Source organism: Larkinella punicea (genome assembly GCF_003334855.1).
Lineage (GTDB): Bacteria > Bacteroidota > Bacteroidia > Cytophagales > Spirosomataceae > Larkinella > Larkinella punicea.
Map to the genome: position 1 here is coordinate 32,126 of NZ_QOWE01000002.1, position 25,734 is coordinate 57,859.

At 52.2% G+C, this 25,734-nt stretch carries 22 protein-coding genes; 16 read left to right on the forward strand and 6 right to left on the reverse strand.

All coding sequences use genetic code 11. The features are described 5' to 3' along the window. Positions 1-30: 30 nt before the first annotated feature. Positions 31-1,026: a formylglycine-generating enzyme family protein gene (locus tag DUE52_RS02005; protein WP_114404282.1), complete on the reverse strand. Its 996-nt coding sequence runs from the start codon at positions 1,024-1,026 to the stop codon at positions 31-33. A 255-nt stretch (positions 1,027-1,281) separates the two neighbouring features. Here DUE52_RS02005 and DUE52_RS02010 point away from each other — a divergent pair, with 255 nt between their 5' ends. Continuing rightward, positions 1,282-3,165 carry an ABC-F family ATP-binding cassette domain-containing protein gene (locus tag DUE52_RS02010; RefSeq protein WP_114404575.1) on the forward strand — a complete coding sequence of 628 codons (1,884 nt, stop codon included), beginning with the start codon at positions 1,282-1,284 and terminating at the stop codon, positions 3,163-3,165. 115 nt (positions 3,166-3,280) lie between these two features. Beyond that, positions 3,281-3,934 carry a DedA family protein gene (locus DUE52_RS02015; protein ID WP_114404283.1) on the forward strand — a complete coding sequence of 218 codons (654 nt, stop codon included), beginning with the start codon at positions 3,281-3,283 and terminating at the stop codon, positions 3,932-3,934. 18 nt (positions 3,935-3,952) lie between these two features. On the opposite strand, the gene DUE52_RS02020 is transcribed toward DUE52_RS02015, so the two are convergent. The 3 genes from DUE52_RS02020 to DUE52_RS02030 all read right to left on the reverse strand — a co-directional run bounded on the left by DUE52_RS02020 (position 3,953) and on the right by DUE52_RS02030 (position 5,582). Continuing rightward, the gene (locus tag DUE52_RS02020; RefSeq protein WP_114404284.1) at positions 3,953-4,453 is read right to left on the reverse strand and encodes a Fur family transcriptional regulator; all 501 of its coding nucleotides are present in this window, start codon (positions 4,451-4,453) and stop codon (positions 3,953-3,955) included. Between the two features lie 154 nt (positions 4,454-4,607). Beyond that, a complete protein-coding gene (locus DUE52_RS32010) occupies positions 4,608-5,033 on the reverse strand; it encodes a hypothetical protein (RefSeq protein ID WP_133299742.1) in 426 nt (141 codons plus the stop codon). Between the two features lie 39 nt (positions 5,034-5,072). Beyond that, the gene (locus DUE52_RS02030) at positions 5,073-5,582 is read right to left on the reverse strand and encodes a gamma carbonic anhydrase family protein (protein ID WP_114404286.1); all 510 of its coding nucleotides are present in this window, start codon (positions 5,580-5,582) and stop codon (positions 5,073-5,075) included. A gap of 156 nt (positions 5,583-5,738) precedes the next feature. On the opposite strand from DUE52_RS02030, the gene DUE52_RS02035 reads away from it, so the two are divergent. From DUE52_RS02035 to DUE52_RS02100, 14 genes are all read left to right on the forward strand, one after another. Continuing rightward, a complete protein-coding gene (locus DUE52_RS02035; protein ID WP_114404287.1) occupies positions 5,739-8,159 on the forward strand; it encodes an SLBB domain-containing protein in 2,421 nt (806 codons plus the stop codon). Between the two features lie 33 nt (positions 8,160-8,192). Next, the gene (locus DUE52_RS02040) at positions 8,193-9,305 is read left to right on the forward strand and encodes a GumC domain-containing protein (protein WP_229312038.1); all 1,113 of its coding nucleotides are present in this window, start codon (positions 8,193-8,195) and stop codon (positions 9,303-9,305) included. A gap of 100 nt (positions 9,306-9,405) precedes the next feature. Next, complete coding sequence (locus tag DUE52_RS02045) at positions 9,406-10,383, forward strand: GDP-mannose 4,6-dehydratase (protein ID WP_114404289.1); 978 nt, start codon at positions 9,406-9,408, stop codon at positions 10,381-10,383. Between the two features lie 13 nt (positions 10,384-10,396). Next, positions 10,397-11,740 carry a flippase gene (locus DUE52_RS02050; protein ID WP_114404290.1) on the forward strand — a complete coding sequence of 448 codons (1,344 nt, stop codon included), beginning with the start codon at positions 10,397-10,399 and terminating at the stop codon, positions 11,738-11,740. A gap of 232 nt (positions 11,741-11,972) precedes the next feature. Further along, entirely contained in the window at positions 11,973-12,890 is a 918-nt protein-coding gene (locus tag DUE52_RS02055) for a hypothetical protein (protein ID WP_114404291.1), read from the forward strand. 170 nt (positions 12,891-13,060) lie between these two features. After that, positions 13,061-14,047, forward strand: coding sequence for a hypothetical protein (locus tag DUE52_RS02060; protein ID WP_114404292.1), 987 nt, complete (start codon positions 13,061-13,063; stop codon positions 14,045-14,047). Positions 14,048-14,059: 12 nt separating this feature from the next. After that, on the forward strand, positions 14,060-15,163 hold the full coding sequence (locus DUE52_RS02065; RefSeq protein WP_114404293.1) for a glycosyltransferase family 4 protein: 1,104 nt from the start codon (positions 14,060-14,062) through the stop codon (positions 15,161-15,163). A gap of 204 nt (positions 15,164-15,367) precedes the next feature. Beyond that, on the forward strand, positions 15,368-16,225 hold the full coding sequence (locus DUE52_RS02070; protein WP_222930246.1) for a hypothetical protein: 858 nt from the start codon (positions 15,368-15,370) through the stop codon (positions 16,223-16,225). 52 nt (positions 16,226-16,277) lie between these two features. Then, the gene (locus tag DUE52_RS02075) at positions 16,278-17,018 is read left to right on the forward strand and encodes a glycosyltransferase family 2 protein (protein WP_114404294.1); all 741 of its coding nucleotides are present in this window, start codon (positions 16,278-16,280) and stop codon (positions 17,016-17,018) included. Continuing rightward, positions 17,015-18,310 carry an O-antigen ligase family protein gene (locus DUE52_RS02080; RefSeq protein WP_114404295.1) on the forward strand — a complete coding sequence of 432 codons (1,296 nt, stop codon included), beginning with the start codon at positions 17,015-17,017 and terminating at the stop codon, positions 18,308-18,310. The genes DUE52_RS02075 and DUE52_RS02080 overlap by 4 nt, the downstream gene beginning before the upstream one ends. Positions 18,311-18,338: 28 nt before the next feature. Beyond that, entirely contained in the window at positions 18,339-19,418 is a 1,080-nt protein-coding gene (locus DUE52_RS02085; RefSeq protein WP_114404296.1) for a glycosyltransferase family 4 protein, read from the forward strand. A 72-nt stretch (positions 19,419-19,490) separates the two neighbouring features. Beyond that, a complete protein-coding gene (locus tag DUE52_RS02090) occupies positions 19,491-20,621 on the forward strand; it encodes a glycosyltransferase family 4 protein (RefSeq protein WP_170315680.1) in 1,131 nt (376 codons plus the stop codon). A gap of 304 nt (positions 20,622-20,925) precedes the next feature. Continuing rightward, a complete protein-coding gene (locus DUE52_RS02095) occupies positions 20,926-22,263 on the forward strand; it encodes a sugar transferase (protein ID WP_229312039.1) in 1,338 nt (445 codons plus the stop codon). Positions 22,264-22,289: 26 nt separating this feature from the next. After that, entirely contained in the window at positions 22,290-23,777 is a 1,488-nt protein-coding gene (locus DUE52_RS02100; protein WP_114404298.1) for a capsule assembly Wzi family protein, read from the forward strand. Between the two features lie 16 nt (positions 23,778-23,793). Here DUE52_RS02100 and DUE52_RS02105 read toward each other — a convergent pair whose 3' ends face one another. Together DUE52_RS02105 and DUE52_RS02110 are read right to left on the reverse strand one after the other, a co-directional pair. Continuing rightward, a complete protein-coding gene (locus tag DUE52_RS02105; protein ID WP_310587765.1) occupies positions 23,794-25,080 on the reverse strand; it encodes an MFS transporter in 1,287 nt (428 codons plus the stop codon). Positions 25,081-25,209: 129 nt separating this feature from the next. Continuing rightward, complete coding sequence (locus DUE52_RS02110; protein WP_114404300.1) at positions 25,210-25,728, reverse strand: NADH-quinone oxidoreductase subunit J family protein; 519 nt, start codon at positions 25,726-25,728, stop codon at positions 25,210-25,212. Between the last annotated feature and the right edge of the window lie 6 nt (positions 25,729-25,734).

Sequence of the window (25,734 nt, forward strand, 5' to 3'; positions counted from 1 at the left end):
TGTCAATTATCGTTTCAATTGACTCATTTCTCAATACTCCTCAATCAACGGCGGGTTGTAATACGCTTTGATTTCTTCTTCTGACGGTTTTTTAGCCGGACGAACCACCCGGAAACCAACAAACGACGCACTCGTCAGCCACCACTCGCTTTTGGGAGCCTGCGGGTCGAGCATTTTCCACGAGGCATTGGACGGCGTCCGGGCGGCTGAGCGCAACACCGGCGCATCATCGTCCCACGAGCCACCCCGCACGGCATTCGGATAAAGCTCCGTCACTTTGGCATACGGTTCCTTCACTTCACCTTTCGCTTTTTTGGCGTAATAATCCGGGTAATACTGGTCGAGCGTCCACTCCATCACGTTGCCATGCATGTCGTGAAGGCCCCACGGATTCGGTTTCTTCTTCCCAACTTGTTTATACGAACCGTCGCTGTTGCCGGTAAACCAGGCATATTCGCCCAATTGTTTGGCATCAGCGCCGAATGAATACGGCGTCTTGGTTCCGGCGCGGCAGGCATATTCCCACTCGGCTTCGGTGGGCAAACGGTAGAAAATACCGGTTTTGGCGTACAGCCAGGCGCAGAAATGAATGGCCGAATATTGCGTCATATTGATGGCCGGATAACCCTCCCGACCCATTCCGAACGACATATCGACGTACGGCGGACTCGGTCGCGTGGCGGCATCGGTTTTAGCTAAATCGAAACCGGGCGTCCGCTTTGCCATTTCCTTTTCCATATTAATGAACGCAAACAGATCGAACAGATCCCAGGTCACTTCCATCTTTCCCATCCAGAACGGCTCGATCGTCACTTTGTGCTGCGGCCCTTCGTCGGGTTTGCGGCCTTTTTCAGCAGCCGGACTCCCCATCATGAACTCCCCGCCCGGAATCGCCACCAGATCATAGACCTGGGTGCTGCCCGGAATGGGTTGGGTATAGGATTTGGTTACATCGTCGGTTACCTGGGCCAGACTGCTCGCTGAGATCACACACGCGACACCGAACAGAGCAATGAATTTTTGCATGAATGGGGTAATGAATTAAGCTCTAAAATGTATAAAGAAAACCAGAGCGGAAATTTACCACTTTTAGACCGGAAATTCTACCATACAGCGGCTTGTCTCATGCAATCATCAGATGAGATGGGAACGCGGATTGAACGGATCGAACGGATTGGCACCGATAAAATCCGTTTTGATCCGTTACAATCCGTTCAATCCGCGTTCCCATCGCGTAGTTTACTTCGGCGATCCGGTTCAGGATGCGTATCTTTGCGGACAATGAATTATCTATCAGCAGAAAATCTCTCCAAATCCTTCGGCGACAAATGGTTATTCCGCAACGTAACGTTCGGAATGAGCCGGGGGGATAAAGTCGCCATCGTTGGTGCCAACGGTACGGGCAAATCTACCTTATTATCCATTCTGGCCGGGTTGATGCCTTCCGACGAAGGACTGGTCAGCATCCGCAAAGACATCACCGTCGGTTTTCTGGAACAGCAGCCCCAACTGGACAACAACCTGACCGTGATGGAAGTCGTTTTAACCGGCAACAACCCGGCCCTGCTCGCGATTGAGCAGTATGAAAAAGCCCTGCTGTCCGAAAATCACGACGCGCTCGACCGGGCCATGCAGCAAATGGACACGCTCCAGGCCTGGGATTATGAAACGCAGTTGAAGCAGATTCTGGGGCAATTGGGCATTCACGACGTCACGCAGCAGGTCTCCACACTCTCGGGTGGGCAACGCAAACGGGTGGCGATGGCGCAGGTGCTGATCGAAGCCCCGGATTTGCTGATCATGGATGAACCGACCAACCACCTCGATCTGGAAACCATCGAGTGGCTGGAAAACTTTTTGTCCACCAACAATTCCACCCTCCTGCTGGTGTCGCACGACCGGTATTTTCTGGACCGGGTTTGCAACCAGATTGTCGAACTCGATCAGCAAACGCTGTTCAGCTACAAAGGCAATTACGCGTATTACCTGGAAAAGAAAGCCGAGCGGCAGGCCATTCTGGCGGCTGAGGTGGATAAGGCCAAAAACCTTTTCCGGCGCGAACTGGACTGGATGCGTCGGCAACCCAAAGCCCGCGGCACCAAAGCGCAATACCGGGTCGATGCGTTCGATGAGGTGAACGCCAAAGCGCACACCAAACTCGGCAACGACCAACTGGAGCTGAACATTCGAACGGCGCGGCTGGGCAGCAAAATCATCGAAATGGAAAACGTCAGCAAACGCTTTGGTGAAAAGGTGTTGCTCGACCATTTTACGTATACCTTCCGGCGAAATGACCGCATCGGCATCATCGGGAAAAACGGGATGGGCAAAACCACCCTGCTGAACATGATTACCGGCGAACTGCGCCCCGATTCGGGCATCATCAGCACCGGCGGAACCGTCAAAATTGGCTATTATACGCAATCGGATCTGGTGTTGCCCGACAACCAGCGGGTGATCGACGTGGTGCAGGATGTAGCCGAAGTGATGAAACTGGGAACGGGCGAAACCGTGACGGCTTCCCAATTCTTGCAGCATTTTCTGTTCGACCGCAACAAACAGTACGATTACGTCCACAAATTATCGGGCGGTGAAAAACGGCGGTTGCAGTTGTTGCTGGTGCTGGTGCAAAATCCCAACTTCCTGATTCTGGATGAGCCGACCAACGACCTGGACATTACGACGCTCAATGTACTGGAAGAATTTCTGCTGAATTTTCCCGGCTGCATACTGCTCGTATCCCACGACCGTTATTTCATGGATCGGCTGATCGATCACGCCTTTATTTTTGAAGGAAACGGTAAAATCAGCGACTTTCCGGGAAATTACACCGATTACCGCGAACGCAAAGCCAGTCAGCCCGCCGATCGCAAAACCGCCGACAAGCCAAAGGCTGCACCAACCGTCTCAGTTCCAGAAAGTAAACCCGTTGCGCCGGTGACGGAAACCAAGCGAAAACTATCTTTCAAGGAGCAGCGGGAATATGAAACGTTAGAAAAAGAAATTGAGGAACTGGAACAACGAAAAAGCGGTTTATTGGATCAACTGAATACCGGTTCCGAGAGTCACGAAGAACTGACGTCCTGGGCCCGGCAAATTGAGCAAATCGAACAGGAAATTTCCCTAAAATCCGACCGCTGGCTTGAGCTGGCGGACTATATTTAATTGTGAATGAGCGAATGAGTGAATGAGTGAATAGCTGACGCAGTGCCGTTGGTTCAAAGCGTGATCTTCGATCTATTCACTCATTCGCTCATTCACTCATTCACTCATTTCAAAGATGAACCAGATCGCCGAATTTTTCCAATACTTACTCAATTCCGAGGAAATCATTCGGACGGGCGGGCTGGTATTGATCACCCTCATTATTTTCATCGAAAACGGTGTGTTTTTCGGCTTTTTCCTGCCGGGCGATTACCTGCTGTTTCTGTCGGGCGTTTTTGCCGGTACCAAAATTCTGGCTGTCCCCCTGTGGCTGTTGCTGCTCTGCATTTTCGGAGCCGCCGTGGTGGGGTCGCTGGTGGGGTATCTGACGGGGCGGTATTTCGGTGAACGGCTGCAAAACCGCCCGGATTCGCTGTTTTTCAAGAAAAAATACATTGAAACGACCCGCGAATATTTCCTGAAATACGGCAGCCGGACGCTGATCGTGGCCCGGTTTCTGCCCATTGTCCGCACGTTCGCGCCCATTCTTTCGGGTTTAATCCGAATGGACATGCGGTATTTTATGCTCTACAATGTTATCGGGGGGGCCATCTGGGTGGTCTCGCTGGTGGGGGGCGGTTATTATTTTGGCGAAAAATTCCCCTGGATTGTCGATTACGTCCACTACATCATCATTTTCTTCCTGGCCGTTACGACCTTCACCGTGATTCGGGGTTACATCAACGCCCGGAAAGAAATGAAGCAGGAAAAAGAAGCCGTCAGCGAATAATCCAATCAGGCATTTCCGCTAGTTTACGTTGGCATTGGCCGCTGCGGCTTTCGTACGGGTCACGCAGGCTTCGTCCGCACATTCGCCGTAAAAAACCAGTGAATGCGATTCGACATGGAATTGCAGCGTATTGCCGACCGTGGTTTTGATCAGTTGCAAACGCGGATCACAAAATTCCATGACACGGTGGCAGTTGACACAAATCAGGTGCGCATGTTGCTGCCGACCGAGCGATTTTTCAAACCGACTTTTCGTATTATCCTCATCGCCAAACTGGTGTCGGCTCACCAGACCGCAATCGACCAGTACATCCAGCGTGTTGTACACCGTGGCCCGGCTAACGGCAAACGACCGGTCTTTCATCGCCTGATACAATTCCTCAGCGTCAAAATGGTCATTGCGCGAATACACCTCTTCCAGAATGGCAAACCGTTCCGACGACCGGCGCAGCCCTTTCATGAGTAAATATTCTTCCAGTTTCGTTCGGGCTGTCGTAATCAATGGAGTTAGGTTCGCCATAAGAATAAGGCCGTGACGGCTTCTACATCACCAGGCAGAGCGCTTGGAAACCGGCCGCTGACCAACAAAAAAATAATCCTAAAATTATTTAGACTAATTTCAAACAAATATACGACCGCAATAAATGCGATGCAATACTTGTTGAAAAGGACTTTTAAGCCTCATTCATGAAATCGGAGCGGAAACTCCCCGCCTTTTTGGGTGGGGAGGAAAGCGAACGCAACGGCGGACCGTCGGCGTCTGCCGAACCCTCCGGTGAAACATGATTTTTCAATGACTGAAAGACTTTTCGTATCTTCGGGTTGTGAAACTGACTGCCAAAATAAAACTCCTCCCGACTTCCGAACAGGCTCAAAACCTGCTTGATACGCTCAGTCGAACCAATCAGGCTTGTAATGCTTTGAGTGAAATGGCCTGGGAGAATAAACAGCTTAAGCAGTTTGGGCTTCACAAATTGGCCTACTACCCCATCAAAGAACAGTTCGCGCTTTCGGCTGACCATAATGGGGCGTTGAACATTGCTGCGGTCGGGGCTAGTGTAACTTGGCCTGAAAACTCGACTCTGTTTTGCGCGTTGCACCGGTGTTAGGGTTAAAGCCGCCTTGTTTTAGCTGGCGGATTAGTTATACCACTTGGCATACATCACATAATTGTTGGCTGTCCGCATAAAAACTTCACCCAGTTCGGGCGTAACGGCTTTCAGAAACCGGGCCGGATTGCCGGCGTAAACAGTTCCCGGCGGCACGACGGTATTTTGGGTCACAATGGCCCCGGCAGCAACGATAGAGCCGGTTCCGATCACAGCCCCATCCATCACAATCGCGCCCATGCCGATCAGAACCTGATCTTCAATGGTGCAGCCGTGGACAATGGCATTGTGGGCAATGGAGACGTAACTGCCGATGATGGTCCTGAATTTCTGGTAGGTGCAGTGAATAACGGCCCCGTCCTGAACGTTGCAATAATCCCCCATCGTAATCGAATTCACATCACCCCGCACCACGGCGTTGAACCAGACGGTGCAATTTCGACCCATCACGACTTCCCCAACGATCGTTGCGTTATCGGCAAACCAGCATTCTTCGCCCATTTTCGGATGAATCCCACGAACGGATTTTATCAAAGCCATCTTGGATATATTCTATTTGTTCGGTTATTATTTCGGAAAACAGTTCGGCTAAATAGCGGTTTTTTCAAATAAAAAGCCACTTTTGGACCATTGACTATAAAAAGCGGCAGAGAATCAATCAATTCGTAACTTTGTGGGTCAGATTTTTTTCACTGCATGAACCGTAGCAGAACACAATCATACTGGTTTACTCTTCGTGACTCCCCGTTTTTGTTGTTTCGGCAACTGTCCGTGCTGTCTTTCTTTTTCCTGTTGGTGGCTGTCACCGCCGGTTTTACCCAGCAACCTTCGCGGGCCGATCAGTTGAACGACGAGCAGATTATTGAATTTTATCAAAGGGCGCAGGGCAGCGGACTTACCGAGATGCAAATCGAGCAAGCGGCTATGTCTCAAGGCTATACGCTGACCGACATTGCCAAAATGCGGCAACGCATGGCAAAAATCCGCCAGCAATCGAACCGCACCGGGCAGATTTCCGGCGATACCCTCGTCAACCGAAGCCAGCAGGGGACACTGTCGCAACGGCCTTACGCGCGGGGTGACAGCCTGAATCTGCTGCGCCGGGACACCATTCGGCGACCGTATATTTTTGGCGCGGCTTTGTTTCAGGGAACATCCCTCACCTTTGAGCCGAACCTCCGCATTGCCACGCCCCGGAATTACGTGGTGGGACCCGACGATGAACTTGTGGTGGAAATTTACGGAAATTCTACCGAAAGTTTCCGGCTGCGCGTCAGTCCCGAAGGATCGGTGCGGATGCTAAACCTGGCGCCTATTTTTGTCAGCGGCCTCACCATCGAACAGGCCGAACAGCGGATTGTCGGGCGGCTGCGGCAGGCTTTTCAGGGTCTGAACCGCCCCAACAGCGGCACCTATGCCTCCGTAACCCTGGGCAACATCCGCAGCATCCGCGTCACGATGGTGGGCGAAGTCGTCATGCCGGGAACCTACACGCTTTCGTCATTGTCGACGGCTTTCAACGCCCTGTATCTGGCGGGCGGCCCGAACCCCGAAACCGGCTCATTCCGCGATATTCAGGTGATCCGCAACAACCGCGTCATCCGCACCATCGACCTGTATGACTACCTTTTGCGGGCGGATAAAAAAGACGACATCCGGCTACTGGATCAGGATGTGATTCGGGTCAACGACTACGGGGTTCGCGTTGAAATGGCCGGGCAGGTCAAACGGCCAGCCATTTATGAAGTGAAACCCGGTGAAACGCTCAAGAATGTCCTGAGTTTTGCGGGCGGTTTTACGGATCGGGCCTACACGTTTTCGATCACCCTGCGCCGGAACACGCCCCGCGAGTTGCGAATTTCAACCATCACGCAGGAGCAGATTGCGACCTTCATTCCGCAGTCCGGCGACAAATACACGACTGGTGAAATCCTGAACCGGTATGAAAACCGGATTCAGATATCCGGTGCCGTGATGCGACCGGGCGATTATGCGCTGGGCGACGAAATTACGTCCGTTCGGTCGCTCATCAGCCGGGCCGAAGGATTGCGGAAAGACGCTTTTCTGAACCGGGCGGTATTGTACCGCGAACGCGAAAACACCGACCTGGAAGCCATTCCGTTCGATGTGGGGCGGCTGATGCGCAACGAAACGGAGGACATTCCGCTGGCCCGACAGGACAGTGTGCATATTTATTCGGTCCGTGATTTGCGCGAGCCGTATTACGTCAGCGTTCAGGGTGCGGTGAACCGGCCGGACACTATTCCGTACGTAACCAACCTGACCGTCACCGATTTGATTGCGCTGTCGGGCGGTTTTCAGGAAGGTGCCACACCCACCCGAATTGAAGTGGCCCGGCGGATTCGGGAAGATACCACCAAAATGACCGGTGGCGAAACCGTTCAGGTTTTTCAGTTTTCGATCGACCGATCCTTGAATCTTCAACCCGCCGATGCGCGGTTTCCGCTCAAGCCATTCGATGTGGTGTACGTCCGAACGTCGCCCCGCTACGAACTTCAGCAGAATGTGGCGGTATTTGGCGAAGTGATGCACCCCGGGAATTACGCCATCGAGTCGCGTTCCGAACGGATTTCGGATGTGCTTCGGCGCGTGGGTGGCCTGAAAGCGGGGGCTTTTCTGCCGGGAGCCCGGTTTTCCCGGCGCGGCATTCCCATTGCGACCGATTTGGGAGCCATTCTGGAAGATCCGGGCGTATCGGGAAACCTGTTGCTGGAAGTCGGTGATTCGCTGATTATTCCGAAACGCCCCGAAACCGTCAGCATTCAGGGCGCTGTTCTGAATCCTTCGACGGTTAGTTTTACGGAAGGCTTTCATTTTAAGGATTACGTAACGCAGGCCGGGGGCTATACCGACAATGCCCGGCAGAAAAGAGCGTATGTGATCTACGCCAACGGACTGAAAGACCGAACCAAGCGGTTTTTGTTTTTCAAGAAATACCCCAAAATCGAACCCGGCTCACGCGTTATCGTGCCGTTTGGGCCACTGACCGACGATCGGCGGCTAACGGCGGGTGAACGAATTGGCCTTATTTCGGTGATTGGTACAATGACCGTGACCCTTACCACCGTTATTATCAATCTGGCCCGATTATTTTAAGCATCTTTAGCGCCACGTTTAGTACGTCGCTTCATGGCAGTAACAACGCACAAACCATCAACAGGGTCAGAAATGGACGACGACGATCTGGTACAGATCCGCCCCGGTGACATCTGGAAATTTCTACAGCGCAGCCGTCTGGCCGTGCTGGCTTTTGCCGTGCTGGGCGCGCTGGCAGGGCTATACTACGGTTTTTCTAAACCGGACGACTACAAAGCCGAGGTTACCGTCATGCCGGAGGTTTCGGCAGGTAGTCCGGGTGGCATGGGTAACCTCGGGTCGCTGGCCGGGCTGGCTGGCATCAGCATGGACAATGCCGCCGGTGATGGCATCCGGCCCGATCTCTACCCGGAGGTTCTCCAAAGCATTCCGTTTGCCCTGCAGATTTTGAAGCAGCCGGTTTATTCCAAAACCTATAAAACCGTGCTGCCGCTGCAAGCTTACCTGAAACGGCAGAGGCAGGAAACGGCTTTTCAACGGCTGACCGGAAACACGGAACAAACCACCGCCGACGACTCAAAACCGGTTCCGGTGGTGTTGCCCGATCCTAAAAACTACAGCAAAGCCTTGCAGGTTACGCCCGAACAGGAAGGTCTGGCAGCCCTCCTAACGAACCGGATCACAACCACCTACGAACGACGGACCGGCGTCGTGACCATTGAAGTAATCATGCCCGACCCGGTGGTAGCGGCCACTGTCGCCCGGTTTTCACTTGAATACCTGACCAACTACATCACCAGCTACCGGACGCAGAAAGTCAAGAATCAGGAGCGATTTCTGACCCAGCAGGTCGAGCAATCCCGGCGTCGGTACCAGACAGCGGAGTATGACCTGGAAAGCTACCGCGACCGGAACCGGAGTCTTTACAGCGGTTTGGCCCGGATCAGCGAGCAACGGCTGCAAGCCGAGTTTCTGCTGGCACAAACCGTGTACAACGATTTATCCCGGCAGTTGGAACAGGCCAAAATTCGGGTGCAGGAAGAAACACCGGTTTTCAAAATGCTGGAGCCTCCGCGCATACCACTACGGCCCAACGGCCCCCGGCGCACGTTGATTGTGGTGGCCGGTTTAGTGGCTGGTGCGGTTGTCGGCTTGGGCTGGACGTTGGGAAAAATCGTTTTGGAAAAAATGAATCGCCTGGGATGAACGGGTTGCGGTTCTCAGTTTACGGTTGTAAACGCGTCCGGTAGTCGTATGCATCAGCAACCGTAAACTGAAAACCGTAAACCGTAAACTGAATATTCGTATGAAAAAAGCATTGATTTGTGGGGTTTCAGGGCAGGATGGGGCCTATCTGGCGCATTTGCTGCTGACCAAAGGATATGAGGTATACGGCGGTTCACGTGATGCCCAGATGTCGTCGTTCAACAACCTGACCCGGCTCAACATCCGGTCTCAGGTGTCGGTGGTGTCGGTCAACATCAATGACTTCCGCAGTGTTTTGCAAACGTTACTGAAAGTCCGGCCCGACGAAGTTTATAACCTGGCGGGGCAAAGTTCGGTGGGTCTATCCTTCGAACAACCCGTCGAAACGCTGGAAAGCATCAGCATCGGAACGCTGAATTTGCTGGAAGCCATCCGGTTTAGTGAACTCCCGATCCGGTTATACAACGCCGGATCGAGTGAGTCGTTCGGCGATACGGGCCGCCTGGCGGCCGATGAGGAGACGCCTTTCCGCCCGCGCAGTCCCTACGGTGTGGCCAAGGCAGCGGCTTTCTGGCAGGTCGCCAATTACCGCGAAGCCTACCAGCTCTATGCCAGCACCGGGATTCTGTTCAACCACGAGTCGCCCCTGCGCCCCGAACGGTTTGTCACCCGGAAAATCGTGGCAGCCGCCTGCCGGATTGCGCAGGGCAGCAACGAGAAACTGACGCTGGGAAACATCGACATTGCCCGCGACTGGGGCTGGGCGCCCGATTATGTAGAAGCCATGTGGATGATGCTGCAACAACCCCAGCCCGACGACTACGTGATTGCGACCGGACACACCCGGAAACTGAAAGATTTCATCCGAATCGTTTTCGAACAGGTGAATCTGGATTGGGAAGAACACGTTCAGATCGACTCCTCGTTTTTCCGCCCCACCGACCTGGCCGAAGGCAATGCGAACCCCGCCAAAGCCTTCTGGCATTTTGGCTGGAAGGCCCAACACAAGATGGAGGACGTGGCCCGGTTGATGGTCGAAGCCCAGCTCACCGGAGTCCTTCATCCGACCGTTTCCTGATTGTCGAACCGGTATGATTGAACTAAGCCCCCAAAAGCTGAGTGCAACCGCCCGAAAAGCGTTTGCCAATGCCGGCTGGGTTTTCTTCGACCGCATTTTTCGGATGGCTACCGCTTTGCTGGTTGGCGTTTGGTCAGCGCGGTATCTGGGGCCTTCCCAGTTTGGTCTGCTCAACTTTGCCAACGTTTTTCCAACGGTGCTGATGTCGCTGGCGGGGCTGGGTTTGGCGAACATCCTGATTACGGAAATCGTCCGGAAAGGCGAATACGCCGAAAATCAACTGCTCGGAACGGCTTTCATTCTCCGGCTCATTGCCGGGGCAGTTTCCCTGTTTGTGATTGCGGTTACCATTCGCCTTCTCTACAGCGATCAGCCGGTTTTGCAGGCCATGGTTCTGTTCACCAGTTCGGTGCTGGTCTGCCAGAGCGTGGACGTCATCGATCTGCATTTCCAGTCGCGCGTCAAATCCCGGCTGTCGGTCGTTGCCAAATCCGTTGCCTTTGCCTTATCGACGCTGCTGCGGGTTTATTTTCTGGCCAATCACTTCAGTTTACTGGCGTTCTCCTCGGTTGTTTTCGTGGAAGCCACCCTCTCGGCCCTGATTCTGATTTTCATTTATAACCGGGAAGAAGGGCAGCACATTTTGCACTGGCGGTTCAACCGGGCACTGGCGATCCGATTGCTCCGGTTATCCTGGCCGCTCATGATCTCGGAGTTTTTCATTTTTATTTACATGCGCTCCGACCAGTTTATGCTGAAAGAACTGGCTACAGACCTGGAGTTAGGCAAGTTTAGTGCCGCCCTGCGTCTGTCGGAAGTATGGTATTTTATCGCTACGGCCATCACCTCCTCATTTTACCCAACCATTGTTGCCCTGAAAACCCAAAATGAGGAAGCCTTTCAGCGGGCTTTTCGAAAACTTCTGAGCCTGTTGGCGTCCATCAGCATCCTGATTGCGGTTTTTATTACCTTTTCGTCTTCTTTTCTCGTCAACCTGCTCTATGGGCAGCAGTATACCGGTGTAGACAACATCCTGGTTATTCACATCTGGTCGGCCGTATTTGTCTTTATTGGGGTTGGCAGCAGCTATTGGTTCATTCTGCACGATCGACAGCGCCTGCTGCTGTTGAAGACCATCGCCGGAGCGACGGTGAATATTCTGTTAAATCTGATTCTGATTCCTCGTTACGGTGCCATCGGCACCTCCATTGCCACCCTGCTCGCCCAGATGATGTCGGCCTACTTCATGAACTATTTCATCAAGGAAGCCCGCCCGGTTTTTTTCGCTCAGTCTGCAGCACTCGTCGATGTGGTAAAGCTAACTTTCCTGAAGGATCTTTTACAGCGCTCCCGGTAATCCTGCCCGTTCTTCCGGGCCTATGCAGTACGCAAAAAGCGGTTTTCAGGTCAACCCTGACAACGTTTTTGCGCCAGATGCTGTCTTCAGAAGTATGAATTCGATGGATGACCCTGAACTTCATTTTGCCAAAAATGCCCGAATTCCATACCGAATTCTTTACCCTTGGCGTTGTTTTTAACGGGGAGAAGCATCGCACCCCTCCAGTAACCACCCTAAACGTAGCGAAAAGATGCCGTTAGACGTTCCCATCCTGTTCCTCCTGTTTAATCGACCTGACCTGGCCCGTCAGGTACTCGAACGCATTCGTCAGGTTCAACCCCGGGAATTGTTTATTTCCATCGATGGCCCCCGCCCCAACCACCCCACCGATGCGGAGCGGGTTGCCGAATGCCTGGCTTTGGTTGACAACATTGACTGGCCCTGCTCAGTACACCGGCTCATCCAGGATCAGAATTTAGGTTGCAAAAAAGCCGTTAGTACCGCAATTAGCTGGTTTTTTCAGCAGGTTGAAATGGGGATCATCCTGGAAGATGACTGCCTGCCCGACCCCAGTTTTTTTACCTTTTGCCGCGAAAACCTGCATTACCACCGCAACAATGCCACGATCCTGCACATTGGGGGAACCAACCTCCAGAATGGTCAATGGCACGGGGATGGCTCCTATTTTTATTCCAAGATTTGCCATGTCTGGGGGTGGGCGAGTTGGCGACGGGCCTGGGAAAAATACGACGGAAGCATGTCGACCTATCCGGGATTTCGAAAGCAAAACCGCATCGCCGACCTTTTTTCCGATCCCAAAGTTCAGGAGTACTGGACAGAAGCGTTCGACGGAGTACATGCGGGCCAGATCAACAGTTGGGCCTATCCCTGGTGTTATTCCATCTGGATCAACAATGGTCTCTGCATTTCGCCCAACCAGAATCTGGTTTCCAACATCGGGTTTGGCACTGCCGCCACCCATACGCTGGACGATGGTGGCTCACTGGCAAATGTGCCTCTGGAACCGCTGAACGAGATCCGCCATCCCAGTTTCCTGATTGAAAACCTTCCGGCAACGGAATATTCAAATAACCAATATTTTAAGAAACCAACCTGGGTAACCCTGAAAGCCGAAGGCTTGAAAAGACGGCTTGGTCTGAAACATTAGCCCCGAATACCGTTGCTGTATGGCGCGAAATTCTACACTTTTGGGCCGGGTCAATGCTGATCACGGCCTGGAGAGTCTATGGCTTTTTCAGAAATAGCCGCTCAATAACCTTTTTTTGATTAGTTTATCGTTTATTTTGTACCTTATACCGTCAAAATAAACAAAATACAGTGACAACGCTTCAGGCCTCTCTGTTCGACGCGCCCCTTCAATTTGATATTCCAGTTCTCTTTATTTTGTTTAACCGGCCTTATCACGCCCGACGGGTTTTTGAACGTATTCGCGAAATTCAACCCCGGGAATTGTTTGTATCGATCGATGGCCCCCGCCCCAACCACCCCACCGATGCAGAACAAGTGGCCCAGTGCCAGGCCCTGCTGGACGAAATCGACTGGCCCTGTCAGGTCCAGCAATTGATTCAGGAGCAGAATCTGGGTTGCAAACACGCCGTAAGTACGGCCATCACCTGGTTTTTCCGGCAGGTGGAAATGGGCATTATTCTGGAGGATGACTGTCTGCCCGACCCAACCTTTTTTACCTTTTGCCGCGAAAATCTCTGGTACCACCTGAATAATACCGCTATTATGCACATTGGGGGTATTAATTTGCAAAATGGGCGGCAGTATGGAGACGGTTCCTATTTTTATACCAAAGTTTGCCACGTCTGGGGGTGGGCGAGCTGGCGCCGGGCCTGGGAAAAGTACGACGTTACGATGTCGAGTTATCCGGAATTTAGAAGCCAAAAGCTCATCTCCGATATTTTCACCGACCCCCAGGTTCAGGAATTTTGGAACGATTCCTTCGAGGGTACCTACAATGGCCTGATCAACACCTGGGATTTTCAGTGGTGTTATGCCATCTGGACTCACAACGGACTGTGTATCAACCCCAATCAGAATCTTATTTCCAACATCGGTTTTGGCGGAGAGGCCACGCATACCAAAGCCAACAATGAGACGTTTGCCAATAAACCGGTCTACCCGCTAAACGAAATCATTCATCCCCGGTTTATCATTGAGAACCGTCAGGCCACCGAATACTCGCTGCATCACTATTTTCGGAAACTAACCCGCATCAAACAGCGCGTGGAGGATATTAAAAAGCGAACCGGGTTAACAAACATGAAAACCACTTTCAAAAAGCATCTGCTTCCCTGAAAGAATCCCTGCATGAAGATTTTCTTTGATCATCAAACCTTTTCCCAGCAAAATTACGGCGGAATTTCCCGGTATTTCTGCGAATTGATTGCCGGCATCAACCAGCCCCCCGCCAAACACCAGGCACACCTGTCGCTGCTGTTTTCCAACAATGCCTATTTAAAAGAAAAGTCCCTCCCGGCCTATCCTTTTCTGCCCGGCCAGCCCTTTTCGAAAACCCAGCCTTACCTTTACCGAATCAACAAAGCTTTCAATCTGCTGGAAATGAAAACGCGGTCATACGATGTGTTTCATGCCACGTATTACGAACCGTATTTCCTCGACCACATCCGAAAACGCCCCGTGGTGGTGACTTTTCTCGACATGATTCATGAAAAATACCACACGGTTTTTCCCGAACTGGCCGCCGATTACCGCGTTATGCAATGGAAAAAACAAATCATCGACCGGGCGACAGCGGTTATTGCCATTTCAGAAAATACGAAACGGGATTTAATCGCGTATTACAACATTCCACCGGAGCGAGTCCGGGTCATTTACCTGGGTTCATCGGTATCCCTTGAAGAAAATACCGCTGAACAATCCACCACTCCGCCCTATCTGCTGTTTGTGGGAAACCGGGGTATGTATAAAAACTTTTTCTCTTTCATTCGGGCCGCAGCCCCCCTGCTGCTTTCCCATCAAATTCGGGTAATTTGCGCCGGTGGTGGCCCTTTTTCTCCCGAAGAAGAAGTCGTCATCCGGCAATTGAACATTCATGATCTCGTTGAACAACAACCCATTGATGATGCTTCGCTGCGCCGGTTATACAGCCAGGCCCTGGGTTTTGTGTTTCCTTCACTCTACGAAGGATTCGGCATTCCGGTGCTGGAAGCGTTTGCCTGTGGATGCCCCTGCCTGCTCAGCAACCGAAGCTCACTACCCGAAGTAGCAGGGTCAGCCGCGCTCTATTTCGACCCCGAGAACCGCGATTCCATCCATGACGCCATCGGACTTTTCCTGAATAATCCGGCTTTAAGGCTTGACCTCGCCCGGCTGGGACGCCTTCAGTTGCAACAGTTCTCGTGGGACCGAACCGTTCGGGAAACGCTTGATTTATACCAGTCTCTACAATAATATTTTTCCCTTTCAAGAGGAGTCCGGACCGATCCGCCCGGTAGTCAAACCGCAATTCCCTATCTTTGCGGCTTCGACGGAATGAACTATACACCGGAAAAGAAGGGCCCCGGTCGCGGAGCCTTCCCTTTTTTAGCGGCTTCTATCTTACGCTTTGTTATGATTCTTGGGAAAATACTAAAGAAATTTCAGTTTTTTTCGGCGATGCTTCGGGAAACGCGGCACGAAGTATACGAAAACCGCGTCCTGATGGGAAAACTCCTTTCGATGCAGACGCGGGAAATCAATTCCATTCAGGATGCTGAATTTAAAGTATTCTCCCAATACGGAGACGATGGCATCATCCAGTATCTGATCAAAGCGGCTTCCATCCGTTCCCACAGCTTTGTAGAATTCGGCGTGGAAACCTACGTGGAATCGAACACCCGCTTTTTGTTGATCAATAACAACTGGACCGGGCTGGTATTAGATGGCAGCGACCAAAATATTGCCTACATTCGGTCAGATCCCTTTTTCTGGCAACACCACCTCATTGCCAACCAGGCCTTTATCACCGCCGAAAATATCAATTCTCTGCTAACCGACGCGGGTTTTAAAGGACCTTTGGGCTTGCTCAGTATCGACATCGACGGCAATGACTACTGGGTCTGGAAAGCCATCGATGCGGTGGATGCGGACATTGTCGTGGTGGAATACAATAGCCTTTTCGGTCCCGAAAGGCCTGTTACGGTTCCTTATCAACCGGATTTTGTACGTAGTAAGGCTCATTATAGCTACCTGTATTTCGGAGCATCGCTGGCTGCCCTTTGCGATCTGGCCACCGAAAAGGGCTATTCGTTTGTGGGATGTAATAGCACCGGGTTGAATGCCTATTTTGTGAAAAGTACGCAACTGGGATCTTTAAAACCGCTCACAGCCGCTGAAGGCTACGTTTATTCCAAGTTTCGCGAAGGTCGTGACCCGGACGGAAAGCTGACGTATGCGACCGGTGATGATCGCATCGAAATCATCCGTGGACTGCCGGTTTTCAATACCCGAACCCAGGCGGTAGAGCCGTTCTAAATTGCTTTTGCACGCCTGTCTCTTTCCTTTACGCCATTCACCGGAGTTGACTATGCCGCCATTGGTTTCCGTTATTACGGTTTGTTACAACAGCCAAAAACACATCGAACAAACCATTCAATCGGTTGTCAATCAAACCTATGCGCCCATTGAGTACATTTTGATCGACGGAAAATCGACCGACCGGACGGTAACGATCATCGAGCAGTATGCCCGGCAGTTTCCGGACCGAATCAAGTACTTGTCCGAGCCCGACAGCGGTATTTACAACGCCATGAACAAAGGCATCCGGCTGGCCACCGGCGAACTGATCGGCATTATCAACAGCGATGACTGGTACGAAACCGACGCCGTTGAACGGGTCGTGCAGGCTTATCAACAGTTTGGCCCCGCCGTTTACCACGGCATTCAGCGGACGTTTCTCGGCGAGCAGGAAGCCTTTCTGATCCAGACGCACGCCAGCCAGCTTCCCAAAGGCAACATCGAACACCCCACCTGCTTTGTGCCGGCTGCCTTTTACCAAACCGACGGGCTGTTCAGCGAGCAATACCGCTATGTGAGCGATTATGAACTGATGCTCCGTTTGGCCGCGAACCAGCGTCCGTTTATTCCCCTCAACGCTGTTCTCAGTAACTTCCGGCAGGGCGGGGCGTCGCACCGGGCCGAAGCCGTTTGGGAAAACCTGCACCTCTGGCACGAAAAAGGCCTGCTGAGCCGCCGTCAATACCTGACCTGGCTCTACAAAGACAAACTGAAAGTATTCACCAAACGGCTCACCAGCCGAACCCCATGAAGATCAGGACGCTGTTCTATATCGCCCTGCTGATCGGCCTGTTCGGAACCGTGACCAACCTGATTTTCATCAGCCCGTTGCCGTCAATTCTGGCGCTGGCGGTTTTGCCCTATCTGTTTTTCAGGCATTCGGTTTTCGTGATTCCCCGGTTCATTTATTACCTGTATATCTACTTTCTGTTTTCGCTGGCGGGTATTTTGATCTACTATCCCCAGTCGCTGCTCGCTTTCGGTTTTTATCGGTACGATGGCAACTTCATCATATCGTATCTGCCGCTACTGCTGATCGCCTTTTTTTCGTACAATGTCGCCGTCGATTCCCTTTTTAAACGGTTTCTGGTCTTTGCTACCCTGGTCAATGGTGTTGCGTTCGGGTTGAATCTGGTGCTGACCAACTTTGCGGCAATCACCGACTGGGGCAATCCGGAAACCTACTTCCACGGTTTTTTTAAAAGCACCAACGGAGCGGGCGGTTTTATCAGTATCGTGCTATCGCTCAACATCGTGCTGTTTTTGCAGGAACGCAAGCGGAAATGGCTGCTGATGATCGTCATCAACTTCGTCTTTCTGATCGCCACGACGTCACGCGGTTCGCTGCTGGGCCTGGTAGCCGGTTTTGCCTTTTACTTCTTCGACCGCACCAACCGGGCCTACCTGATTCGGCTGGCGCTTTTCGCCATTGTCGCGGTCCAGTGTGCGGTTTTGACGTATACCTATCCGCTTTATACAATGTATGTCCGCGACGCCGACCTGAGCGAAGCGGGTGCCAGCACCTACATTTCGCCCCTGTTTGGCGAAGTCAGCACCAAATCGGCCAACATCGCCATCCGCGCCGTCGAAACCTGGCCCCGCGCTGTCGACTGTTTTCTGCACTCGCCCCTGATCGGAACCGGTTTTGGTTCCGTCAACGACGTCCCGTTGCTGTACAAGGGCCTTCCGTATGTGGTCAGTCTCAACGACCAACCCAAAAAGGCCTTCAACGACGCCCATGCTCACCACTCGTATCTGCACATTCTGGGAGAACAGGGCCTGGTCGGGCTGGCGATCTTCCTGCTGTTCTGGCACGCACTTTACCGGTATCTGAAAAAAGGCGCAGACAGCATCGTGCAGAAGTTTCTGCTGGTTTCGTATTTCAACCTGTCGGTCATGAGCTTTACCGAACACCGCATTACCTCGCCCTCCAACGCGCTGCCACTGGTGATTGCGTTGTGTTTATACATGCTGAAACGAAATTTCGATACTAAAAAGAGAAACTCTGTGGTTAGTACTAGTAGTATGGAAAGCCCAATCTAATTTTACGACCGATCACTTAACGTCCTTTATGAATCATAAATCAGTTGTTGTCAACGCCCGGTTTCTCACGCAACCCGTTACGGGAACGCAGCGGGTTGGCATTGAACTCGGAATGCGATTGAAGAATCTGCTACCGGACATTACGTTTTTAACGCCTTACAACATACTACAACCAGACATTGCGAAGGATTTAGGCGCTACGGTTTACGGCCGCAGCAAAGGATATCTCTGGGAACAGATCGAAATGCCGCTCTACCTCAAGAGCCAGGGCAGTCCGCTCTTGCTGAACCTCTGCAATACCGCTCCCATCGTTTACGACAACAAGATTGTCACGGTTCTGGATTTGTCTTTTCACCGTCACCCGGAATGGTTTTCGAAAAAATTCTCGCTACTCTATAATTTTACCGTTCCCCGCATTGTCAAGTCCGCCCACAAGGTTCTGACGATCAGCGAATATTCTCTGAATGATCTGAATCAATTTTATCAGGTTCCCCGTTCGTCGCTGGACATCATTTACCCCAGCATTTCGGATATTTTCCTCTATCCGCCTGCGGTGAAAGGCGAAAACCCCTACGGAAAATACATTCTGGCGGTTTCGTCGCTCGATCCGCGCAAGAATTTCAAAGGACTGATTCAGGCGTTTCAGGAAGCTAAATTTCCGGATACGAAGCTTGTGATTGTCGGAGCGGCTCACAAAGTATTCGCCGACAACGGGCTGAAAGAAATGATTCAGAACGACCCGTCCATTATTTTTACGGGTTACCTCAGCGATGCGCAACTGGTCAATCTGTATCAGCACGCGTTGTTTTTTGCCTACCCGTCTTTTTTTGAAGGCTTTGGCATACCGCCACTCGAAGCCATGTCGTGTGGCTGCCCGACGCTGGTGTCCGACACCACGAGCCTGCCCGAAGTTTGTGGCGACGCCAGCGTGTATGTCGACCCCTACGACATTGGCAGCATCCGCGACGGCCTGACGAAGCTGTATAGCGATGAATCGCTCCGCAAAACCTTGGTGGAGAAAGGGCGCGGGCGGGTCGAACGGTTCAGTTGGCAACAATCCGCGGAGAAACTGGCCGGAATTATTATGGAACTAGACAAGAGAAGTTAGAAATGAGACAAGGGATTGCCTTACGAAAGTCTTTTATCTCTTGTCTCATTTCTAACTTCTCAACATAAAATCATGCTTGATAAAAAAGTCGCTCTGGTTCACGAATGGCTGGTTACGTTTGCCGGTTCCGAAAGTGTGGTCGAACAAATCCTGCAGCTTTATCCGCAAAGTGATCTGTTCACGCTGGTCGACTTTCTGCCCGACTCGCAACGGCCTTTGATTTTGAATAAAACCGCTACAACGAGCTTTATTCAGAAACTGCCGTGGGCGAAAAAAAAATACCGCACCTACCTGCCCTTCATGCCGCTGGCCATCGAGCAGTTCGATCTGAGTGCCTACGACGTGGTGGTGTCGAGCAGCCATGCCGTGGCGAAGGGCGTGTTGACCGGCCCCAACCAGCTTCACATCTGCTATTGCCACTCGCCCATGCGGTATGCCTGGGATTTGTACCACCAATACCTGAACGAAAGCGGCCTCAAAACCGGGGTGAGTGGGGCCCTGGCCAAACTGATTTTGCATTACATCCGGCTGTGGGATTATCAATCGGCCCAACGGGTTGATTATTTTGTCGCCAACTCCCGCTATATTGCCCGCCGAATTCGGAAAGTGTACGGTCGCGATGCGGATGTGATCTATCCGCCCGTCGATACCGGAAAATTTGTACTTTGCGAACAGAAAGAAAACTATTACCTGACGGCTTCGCGAATGGTTCCCTACAAAAAAATAAATTTGATTGTAGAAACATTTGCGACCATGCCCGACAAACGCCTGGTGGTGGTGGGCGACGGCCCGGACTTTGAAAAAATCAAACGGCTGGCAACGCCCAACATTGAGTTGGTTGGCTACCAATCCGACGCCGTGCTGATTTCGTATATGCAGAAAGCGAAAGCATTTCTGTTTGCTGCCGAAGAAGATTTCGGGATCACGCCCGTGGAAGCCCAGGCCTGCGGAACGCCGGTGCTGGCCTACGGAAAAGGGGGCGTGCTGGAGTCGGTGGTGAATCAGAAAACCGGCCTGTTTTTCGACCGGCAACAGGTCGATTCACTCACCGAATGCGTGCAGCGGTTTGAACAAAGCGCCGACCAGTTCGACCCGGCTGCCATTCACCAGCACGCGCAACGGTTTAGCCGGGAAACCTTTCGTCAGGAATTTGATCGTTATGTGACCCGCAAAACGACCGAATGGTTTTCGGCGGATCAGTAACCTTTAACGATCTGATTATTAAATAGAATAATCGCAAGAATAAATAAAACAACGGGTCCTTAGGATAAATAATAGCGCATTTTTCAATAAATTTTCGCCGAAAATCGTACAAATAAGATGAACTTGGAGTTAATAAAGAGTTAGCGTCTATACTCTCTGTTTATACTAAGTGTCTTTCATTTGTCACGAATTCAAGCGAGGGAACAGTCTGGCAGTATAGTAATCTGCATGTGCAGCGGCTGTTCCAAACGAATTGCTTATGAAACACCGGTTTTCTTTTTTACTGCGGCCCTTTAGTGCAACGATGGATATCATCTCTCTGGATATCTGTTTTGCCCTTGCCTACCGGCTTAAATTTGGTACGACAGCGTCTCTCTTCGATGCTCCCTACATTAGCCTGTTCTGGTTCATCAACGCAGCCTGGTTTCTGATTTTATTGCTCAATAAGCCCTATAACTTTTCCCGGCTAACGTTTACGATCCAGAATCTGCTGGTAGGTCTTGCCAAACTGATCGGGCTTCACATCGCCATGGTATCGGTTTTCTGGGTATTTACGAAGGGCGGTTTCGATTACTCCCGCGAGCAGCTTGCCCTGACGTACGTCCTGTTCCTGTGCGCCGGTTCGCTCTGGCGCTCGGTGGTGCTTATTCTGCTGAAAGTCTACCGCGCGATGGGCTACAACACCCGGCGGTTTGTGGTGGTTGGCTACGGGCCGCTTTCCCGGAGCATTCAGACGTTCTACCAGATGTATCCGGAAATCGGGTTCAAATTTTACGGGTATTTCGATAAAATGAACGCCGAAAATGCCACCGCCCTGCGGGGGGATTACAGTTATCTGAAAGAATTCATTACCCGCAACGAAATCGACTGCGTTTATTGCTGTTTGCCCTATATCGAAACCGAGCAGTTGCGTGATATTATGAACTTTTCGGAGGAAGCCAGTTATCAGGTGAAGCTGATTGTCGACTTCAAAGGGTTTCTTACGAAAGGCGTGACGGTCGAATACCACGACGTCCAGCCGGTGATTAGTCTGTCGACCCATTATCTGGACGATTTGCAGGTGAACGTATTCAAACGGGCTTTCGATATTGCTTTCTCGGCGAGTGTGCTCGCGGCTGGTGCGCCATTTTTTCTTATTATTGCACTCATTACCAAATTCAGTTCGAAAGGCCCCGCTTTTTATTCGCAGGAGCGGATTGGGAAGTGGGGAAAACCGTTCCGGATTTACAAGTTCCGCAGCATGTATCCCGATGCTGAACGGGGCGGACCCGCTCTTTCATCGGGCGACAACGACGACCGCATAACCCCCTGGGGGCAGTTTATGCGAAAAACACGTCTCGACGAATTTCCCCAGTTTTACAATGTGCTGAAGGGGGATATGTCGGTGGTTGGGCCTCGGCCGGAGCGGCAGTATTTCATTAATCAAATCGTCGAGAAATCGCCGGAATACAAGTATTTGCTGATGGTCAAACCCGGTATTACCTCCATCGGACAAATCAAATTCGGCTATGCCGAAAATGTTGAGCAGATGGTGCAGCGGCTGTGGTATGACCTTGAATATCTGCAAAATGTTTCTCTCTCGACCGACGTGTGGCTCATTGTCCAAACCGTCCGCGTCATGGTGCAGGGCAGAGGAAAGTAAACGTGTAGAGGTCACTTATTATATTTATGAACTTAAAAGCCGGGCTGGTGTTTCTCCTGTCCTGCTGCTGTTTATACCCGGTTTTGGGTCAGCGGGCTTACTTCCCGAAGACCACGCGGTATGATCTGCAGGCAGGCGCTTATCTCTCTTCGGGCAACCGCACACCGTTCTGGTTGCGGGCCAACCAATTCGGTATCGTTCCCACGACCACGCCCGCGGCTACCTTCCGGCTCGGCATTTCGTCTGATTACGGAAAACCGGTCATCGACAGCGGCACCATTCGCCAGAAAAAATTCGACTGGGGCTACGGCGTCGATCTGGTTGCCAATGTAGCCGGTAACACAAAAATCCTGCTCCCGGAAGCCTACGTAAAAGCGCGTTACGGGCGGATCGAGTTCTACGCCGGTCGCCGTCGGAACGTCGTTGGTCTGATGGATACGACGCTGACCTCCGGCTCGTTTGCCTGGTCGGGCAATGCGCTGCCCATTCCGGTGATTCAGATCGGAACCCAGGGGTTTGTTCCCGTTCCGCTGACCAGAAATTTTCTTGCCATTTATGCCTTCTACAACCACGGCTGGTTCGACAACGACCGGATTGTCCGCAATACCTATCTGCATCAAAAGGCCCTCTACGGGCGCATGGGAAAACCGGGCTCCAAACTGAAGTTATACGCCGGGATTAATCACCAGGTGCAGTGGGCGGGCTATTCGGATCAGATTTCACCGGATTTTACGAACAACGGGTATCTGCCCCGCAGTTTGAAAAACTACTGGTTTGTGGTTACTTCCCACCGCAATCCGAACAAAATCGATACGACCCTGCCCAGTTTTGAAGAAAACCGGGTCGGCAATCACCTGGGCACGGTTGATCTGGCGCTGGAAGCTGATCTGGGCTCGTTCAATCTTTTCATGTATCGCCAGAGCATCTACGACGACGGCTCCCTGTTTTATCTGACCAACATCCGCGACGGTTTGAACGGAATCCGGCTGAGGAACACCCGACCCGAAAAAGCGTTTGTTTCGATCCACGAAGCCTTGTTCGAGTTTCTGTATACCAAGCATCAGGGGGGGGCCACGTTTCTGATCAGCAACCCCGCCAAACGGGGACGCGATAATTATTTCAATCATTCGCAGTACGTCGACGGCTGGGTTTATGGAAACCGCACCATTGGCACCCCGTTTATGACGCCGGGCCGCGATGTTCAGGCGGGGCTACCCAACGGTGCCATTGGCAACAACCGGGTGAGCTTGCTGCATTTTGGCCTGTCCGGCACCATCGGCCGGGTCGAGTGGCTGGGCAAGTTGTCGTACAGCAGCAACATCGGGACCTATAACGAACCCTATACCAACAATCCCCGGCAGTGGTCAACGCTGTTCAGCCTGATGGCTCCGGTCAGTCTGGGCGGTTTGGGCGATTTCCAGATCAACGCGTCTTTTGCGAACGATTACGGCGGACTGCTCTACGACTCAGCGGGCGGTTATGTCGGGATTCGGAAAATCATCTCATCGCGGTAATCAGCTTCCTGCCGTCTTATTGCGGGATCTGCGTTGTTTCGCTGCCCGTTTTCGCAGGTGAGGAAGGATTTTGTAGCAGGGTTTCTTTCATGGTTATCCAGACAATGATCCCGGAAACCAGGGTCAGAAAACCCGCCAGATGAACCGCCCAGGTCAGGCCGAGCCAGGCTGAAACCACGCCCGCCATCAACGCCCCCACAGCGTAGCCACTATCACGCCAGAAGCGGTAAACGCCAACGGACGAAGCCCGCCAGGCAGGATGGGCGGCATCACTGACTGCCGCCAGCAGAGCGGGATAGACCAGGGCCGTTCCGATGCCGAGCAAAACGGAGCCGACAAGACCCGTGACGAGGGCTGATGAGAAACCGATTCCTATGACGGCATGGCCAACCGCCTGAATCATCATTCCCCAGACAATGAGCGGTTTACGACCGATCCGATCGGCCAGCGGCCCCGTAATGACCTGACCGATGCCCCAGACAACCGGATAAACCGCCTTGATCCAGCCAATGCCTTCCAGATTGACCCCGGCAGCCGCAAAAAGCAGTGGAAACACGCCCCACGACATGCCATCGTTCAGGTTGTTGATCAGACCCGCCTGAGAAACCGAAAACAAAGTTTTATTGCGGTAGGAGGTCTCGGCAAAAACCCATCCCAGGCGCGGTTTGTGGGGCGTCTCTCCGGCTGGCGTTCGACCAATCTGCGATGATTCCAGCCGGGCATACGCCCGGGTATCCCGAATCATCAGCATGGAGACGAGTAAGCCAGCCACGGTATAAAAAATGCCGAGGTAAAACGGTTGCGGACGCAAGCCGTAAACCGATGCCAGGTATCCTGTCAGCAAAGCGGTCAAACCGACTGCTCCGTAGCCCGCAGCTTCATTTAATCCCATCGCCAGGCCGCGTTTTCCGGGACCTACCAGATCAATTTTCATATTGACCGTCATAGACCACGCCAGACCCTGGCTGATGCCAAGCAGCACATTCGCACCGACGATGTAGTTCCAGGTGGGTCCCCAGCCCAGCAGGAAAGGAACCGGCAGGCCCAGGATCCACCCCAAAATCAGCACTTTTTTTCGCGTAAAACGATCCGCCAATAGCCCTGAAATCAGATTCGTGAACGCCTTGACGACGCCAAAGGCGATGATGAAAGAGAAAATGACCAGTTCGGATCCAATAGCAAATTCTTCGGTACCCACCAGCGGAACGACGGTTCTTTCCAGGCCGACCATCCCGCCCACAAACGCATTGACCAGCACCAGCAACGTAAACTGCTGCCAGTTTTCCCGAAGGCCTAATCGCATGGTGGACATCTGGTTTCTATGCTTTGGTTTATTGACAAGAATACACGTCAATAAGTGCGGTAAATCCAAAAAAAACAGGTTGCACTGTTTCCAGTACAACCTGTTCAATCTTTTTATACGAATCCCGGTCTAAAAGTGCCGGTCGCCCGGTTCGCGTTTTCCCAGCATTACCGCCCCCACCATGGCGACCAGTAGCAGCACCGACGCCAGTTCGAACGGCAGCAGATAGTCGCGGTATAACACAAGGCCGAGGTTCTCGACCAGCCCCACTTTTGCACTGTAGGTCGATGGATTGTACGTAGCCATCGAAGCCGCCCGAAACACCGCCACCATGACGACTAGCAACACCCCGCCGACCACCACGGCCGCCAGCTTGGTGATGGTGGTCTTGGATTCTTCATCCTCCGTTTTCATGTTCAGAAACATGATCACGAACAGAAACAAGACCATGATGGCACCGGCATAGACGATGATGTTGACGGCCGCCAGAAACTGGGCGTTCAGCAGGATGTAATGTCCCGACAGACAGAAGAACGTCAGAATCAGCGCCAGGACGCTGTGAATGGGGTTTCGGGCCGTCACCACGAACGATGCGCTCAGGAGGGTGATGGCGGTTAAGGCGTAAAATAAAATTTCAGTAGGTTTCATTTTTTC

Bases quoted from the DNA above. Each gene is read 5' to 3' on its own strand.
- DUE52_RS02005 (WP_114404282.1), bottom strand. From the start codon at position 1,026: ATGCAAAAATTCATTGCTCTGTTCGGTGTCGCGTGTGTGATCTCAGCG.
- DUE52_RS02010 (WP_114404575.1), top strand. From the start codon at position 1,282: ATGAATTATCTATCAGCAGAAAATCTCTCCAAATCCTTCGGCGACAAA.
- DUE52_RS02015 (WP_114404283.1), top strand. From the start codon at position 3,281: ATGAACCAGATCGCCGAATTTTTCCAATACTTACTCAATTCCGAGGAA.
- DUE52_RS02020 (WP_114404284.1), bottom strand. From the start codon at position 4,453: ATGGCGAACCTAACTCCATTGATTACGACAGCCCGAACGAAACTGGAA.
- DUE52_RS02030 (WP_114404286.1), bottom strand. From the start codon at position 5,582: ATGGCTTTGATAAAATCCGTTCGTGGGATTCATCCGAAAATGGGCGAA.
- DUE52_RS02035 (WP_114404287.1), top strand. From the start codon at position 5,739: ATGAACCGTAGCAGAACACAATCATACTGGTTTACTCTTCGTGACTCC.
- DUE52_RS02040 (WP_229312038.1), top strand. From the start codon at position 8,193: ATGGCAGTAACAACGCACAAACCATCAACAGGGTCAGAAATGGACGAC.
- DUE52_RS02045 (WP_114404289.1), top strand. From the start codon at position 9,406: ATGAAAAAAGCATTGATTTGTGGGGTTTCAGGGCAGGATGGGGCCTAT.
- DUE52_RS02050 (WP_114404290.1), top strand. From the start codon at position 10,397: ATGATTGAACTAAGCCCCCAAAAGCTGAGTGCAACCGCCCGAAAAGCG.
- DUE52_RS02055 (WP_114404291.1), top strand. From the start codon at position 11,973: ATGCCGTTAGACGTTCCCATCCTGTTCCTCCTGTTTAATCGACCTGAC.
- DUE52_RS02065 (WP_114404293.1), top strand. From the start codon at position 14,060: ATGAAGATTTTCTTTGATCATCAAACCTTTTCCCAGCAAAATTACGGC.
- DUE52_RS02070 (WP_222930246.1), top strand. From the start codon at position 15,368: ATGCTTCGGGAAACGCGGCACGAAGTATACGAAAACCGCGTCCTGATG.
- DUE52_RS02075 (WP_114404294.1), top strand. From the start codon at position 16,278: ATGCCGCCATTGGTTTCCGTTATTACGGTTTGTTACAACAGCCAAAAA.
- DUE52_RS02080 (WP_114404295.1), top strand. From the start codon at position 17,015: ATGAAGATCAGGACGCTGTTCTATATCGCCCTGCTGATCGGCCTGTTC.
- DUE52_RS02085 (WP_114404296.1), top strand. From the start codon at position 18,339: ATGAATCATAAATCAGTTGTTGTCAACGCCCGGTTTCTCACGCAACCC.
- DUE52_RS02090 (WP_170315680.1), top strand. From the start codon at position 19,491: ATGCTTGATAAAAAAGTCGCTCTGGTTCACGAATGGCTGGTTACGTTT.
- DUE52_RS02095 (WP_229312039.1), top strand. From the start codon at position 20,926: ATGGATATCATCTCTCTGGATATCTGTTTTGCCCTTGCCTACCGGCTT.
- DUE52_RS02100 (WP_114404298.1), top strand. From the start codon at position 22,290: ATGAACTTAAAAGCCGGGCTGGTGTTTCTCCTGTCCTGCTGCTGTTTA.
- DUE52_RS02105 (WP_310587765.1), bottom strand. From the start codon at position 25,080: ATGCGATTAGGCCTTCGGGAAAACTGGCAGCAGTTTACGTTGCTGGTG.
- DUE52_RS02110 (WP_114404300.1), bottom strand. From the start codon at position 25,728: ATGAAACCTACTGAAATTTTATTTTACGCCTTAACCGCCATCACCCTC.